At 73.2% G+C, this 3,648-nt stretch carries 4 protein-coding genes; 3 read left to right on the forward strand and 1 reads right to left on the reverse strand.

Features of this window, described 5'->3' with window-relative positions; all coding sequences use genetic code 11:
- The first annotated feature begins 137 nt into the window (after positions 1-137).
- Entirely contained in the window at positions 138-1,343 is a 1,206-nt protein-coding gene (locus tag H5J33_RS27245) for a sensor histidine kinase (protein WP_181797494.1), read from the forward strand.
- A gap of 72 nt (positions 1,344-1,415) precedes the next feature.
- The gene (locus tag H5J33_RS27250) at positions 1,416-2,087 is read left to right on the forward strand and encodes a response regulator transcription factor (RefSeq protein WP_181797495.1); all 672 of its coding nucleotides are present in this window, start codon (positions 1,416-1,418) and stop codon (positions 2,085-2,087) included.
- A 103-nt stretch (positions 2,088-2,190) separates the two neighbouring features.
- Here H5J33_RS27250 and H5J33_RS27255 read toward each other — a convergent pair whose 3' ends face one another.
- Positions 2,191-3,294: a DUF5937 family protein gene (locus tag H5J33_RS27255; protein ID WP_181797496.1), complete on the reverse strand. Its 1,104-nt coding sequence runs from the start codon at positions 3,292-3,294 to the stop codon at positions 2,191-2,193.
- A gap of 164 nt (positions 3,295-3,458) precedes the next feature.
- Between H5J33_RS27255 and H5J33_RS27260 the strand changes: the two genes are divergently transcribed.
- On the forward strand, positions 3,459-3,648 hold a 190-nt coding region (locus tag H5J33_RS27260; protein ID WP_181797497.1), incomplete at its 3' end, for a hypothetical protein.

Below are 3,648 nucleotides of genomic sequence, written 5' to 3' on the forward strand. Positions count from 1 at the left end.
CGTCGTCTCATCCGTCACGGAGCCAGACTAGGCGCACAGGTGATCACGGCATCCACCTTGCGGAGTACGCGCGCCGGGCGCGGAATCGGCCCTCCGGTTGACCCCCGCACCCCCCCGGTTTCCCTACGCTGGGTTACGTGCAGCGCCTCTATGACTTCCTCCGTCGCCACCCGACCTGGGTCGACACCTTCTGGGCCGTCGTCCTGTTCGGGATGTCCGGGATGAGCGAGGTCAGCTTCGACGGGTCGCCGCATCACCACGGGTCGCTGCCCGCGGGTCTGGCCGTGTCCGCCGTCCTGTGCGTGGTGGTGGCGCTGCGCCGCCGTCTCCCGGAGCCCATGCTGCTGGTCGCCCTGGCGACCGGGCTGGCCCAGCTGGTCCTGGACGTCGAGACGACCGTCGCCGACTTCGCCATGCTGGTGATCACGTACACGGTCGCGGCGGTCGGGGCGCGCTGGTCGTCCCGGCTCGCGCTCTGTGTCAGCCTCTGCGCGGCGGCCGCGGCCCAGATCCGCTGGCCGCAGGAGCAGGCCAGTTTCGCCGGGCAGGTCGCCATCGCGGTCTTCCAGACGGTGCCGTTCGCCCTCGCCTGGGTGCTCGGTGACTCCATGCGCACCCGGCGCGCCTACTTCGCCCAGCTGGAGGAGCGCGCGGCCCGCCTGGAGAAGGAGCGCGAGGCGCAGGCGAAGGTCGCGGTCGCCGCCGAGCGCGCCCGCATCGCGCGCGAGCTGCACGACGTGGTCGCGCACAACGTGTCGGTGATGGTGGTGCAGGCCGACGGCGCCAACTACGTCATGGACACCGCGCCCGAACAGGCGAAGAAGGCCCTGGAGACGATCTCCTCCACCGGCCGCCAGGCCCTGGCCGAGATGCGCCGCCTGCTGGGCGTGCTGCGCACCGGCGAGCACCAGGAGACCGGGGAGTACGTCCCGCAGCCCGACGTGGAGCAGATCGACGACCTCGTCGAACAGTGCCGCAGCTCCGGCCTGCCGGTCGACTTCAAGGTGGAGGGCACCCCGCGCCCGCTGCCCAGCGGGGTGGAGCTGACGGCGTACCGGATCGTGCAGGAGGCGCTCACCAACACCCGCAAGCACGGCGGGCCGGGGGCGGGCGCGAGCGTACGGCTGGTCTACTTCGACGACGGCCTGGGCCTGCTGGTCGAGGACGACGGCAAGGGCGCCCCGCACGAGCTGTACGAGGACGGCGGCGCCGACGGCCGGGGGCACGGCCTGATCGGCATGCGCGAGCGCGTCGGCATGGTCGGCGGCACGCTGGACGCGGGACCGCGGCCCGGCGGAGGATTCCGCATCAGCGCCCTGCTGCCGCTCAAGCCGGCGCACTGACCTCCTCGCGCGCCCCCGCGCGCACCTGCGCACCACCAAGACGGCAACCGAAGAAGACACGGAAGAGGACCCATGACGATCCGCGTGATGCTCGTCGACGACCAGGTGCTGCTGCGCACCGGGTTCCGGATGGTGCTCGCCGCCCAGCCGGACATGGAGGTCGTCGCGGAGGCGGGCGACGGCGTGGAGGCCCTCCAGGTGCTGCGGTCCACCGCCGTCGACGTGATCCTGATGGACGTCCGCATGCCGAAGCTGGACGGCGTGGAGGCCACCCGGCGGATCTGCTCCGAGCCCGACCCGCCGAAGGTGCTCATCCTGACCACGTTCGACCTGGACGAGTACGCCTTCTCCGGGCTGAAGGCGGGCGCCTCCGGCTTCATGCTCAAGGACGTGCCGCCCGGCGACCTGCTGGCCGCGATCCGCGCCGTGCACAGCGGTGACGCGGTCGTCGCGCCCTCCACCACCAGGCGGCTGCTCGACCGCTTCGCGCCGATGCTGCCCGCCACCGGCAAGGAGCCCCGGCACAAGGAGCTGGAACGGCTCACGGAGCGCGAGCGCGAGGTCATGGTGCTGGTCGCACAGGGCCTGTCGAACGGCGAGATCGCGGCCCGGCTGGTGCTGAGCGAGGCGACGGTGAAGACCCACGTGGGCCGCATCCTGACCAAGCTCGGTCTCAGGGACCGGGTGCAGGTGGTCGTATTGGCGTACGAGACGGGACTCGTGCGCGCGGGCGGTCACGGCTGACGGCGACGCCGCCTTCGGTCGGCGGCTCGGCGCGAGGGCCCTCGGCCGGTCCGGCCGGGGACTCCGCGCGCGGGACGTCCTCGGCCGGCCCCGGGCGGGCGGCTCAGCGCAGGACGCCCTCGATGAAGTCGCTGCCCAGCCGGGCCACCGCGGTCAGGTCCAGCTGGTGCCGGACGTACCGGCCGCGACGGGAACCGGTGACCAGGCCCGCCTTCCTCAGCACCGACAGGTGCCGGGATATCTCGGGCGCGGTCATGCCGTGCGCGTCGGCCAGCTCGCTGGTGGTGTGCGGGGCGCGCGCCAGGTGCCGGCACAGCCGCATCCGCACCGGGTGGGCCAGCGCCTCCAGCCGGAGGGTGAGCTGCTCCACGGACGGGGCCTGCGGCCGGGAACCGCTCGCCGGATAGGTGATCGCCGGCTGCCAGCCGTACCGGTGCAGGACCATCAGGTGCGGCCAGCCGAGGCTGGTCGGCACCAGCACCAGGCCGCCGTCGCCGGCGGCGGTGTGGCCCGCCACCAGTTTGTCGACCGTGATCACCCGGCCCTCCTCGTCCAGCGACACCGCGCCGGACAGGGAGGCGAGGGCTTCCCCGAGCCCCTTGCGGCGCAGCAGCTCGGTCTTGTGCCGGGCGTCCGCGGCCAGCTGGGGCTGGACGCGGGCCCAGGTGTCGGCGAAGAAGGCGTCGTCGCAGTCGAGCATCAGCTGCCGGAACCAGGCGCGCACGGCCGGCGGATCCGTCAGCAGGCGGCGGGTGAACCGCTCCTGCACGGCCCCGCGCGCGGCGGCCAGCTCGAGGGAGCGCCGGCGCAGCTCCGGATCGTGCAGCGGGCCGGCCTCCTGGATGTCGTAGCGCAGCTGGCAGGTGAACTCCAGCGCCGCGTTGACGAACTGCTCGTCCGTCAGTTTGTCCAGCAGGTCCAGCTCTTCGGCGAGCGTGGCCCCGGGCACCGCGCGCCCGCCCGGGATGCCGGCGAACGGGGCGAAGACGTCGGAGAACGTCGAATGCCACAGGAAGTCCGCCTCGCACAGCCGGTCGGCGAGGGAGGGGTCGAGCCGGGAGGAGACGGCGGCCGCCCAGCCCCGCAGGTCGGGATGGTGGCCGGGTTCGCTCAGCGCGTGCAGCGCCATCCCCAGCTCCGCCAGCGGAGACGGCGCGACGGTGATCCGCTCCAGGGGCAGTGCGGTGATGTCGATGGTCACGCTCATGGACCCATCGTGCACCCGCCCACCGACAACGCCCGTGTCGATTGACGGCCGGCGTCAATCGACGGGACAACCGCGCGGGACGGGCAGCAGGCTGAAGGCACCGGGGCAGCCGCGGAGCCCGATCAGTCACCCGATCAGCCAACGTCCCGAGAAGGCGATCCGCCATGAGCATCACCCAGCAGTACCTCCTCGACACCTACCGGGCCCGCCTGCGCGGCGAGCCCGAACCGCCCGCGCCGGGCCGGCACGACCTGGACGCGCTGCGTGAAGTGCGGGACCACCGGCGCTTCACCGCCGTCGTCGCCGAGCGCCCGGCCCGCGGCCGGCTGCGGTACGCCCTGCGCCGGTGGCTGA

Origin of the sequence: Streptomyces sp. WELS2 (assembly GCF_013870595.1) — a bacterium.
GTDB lineage: Bacteria > Actinomycetota > Actinomycetes > Streptomycetales > Streptomycetaceae > Streptomyces.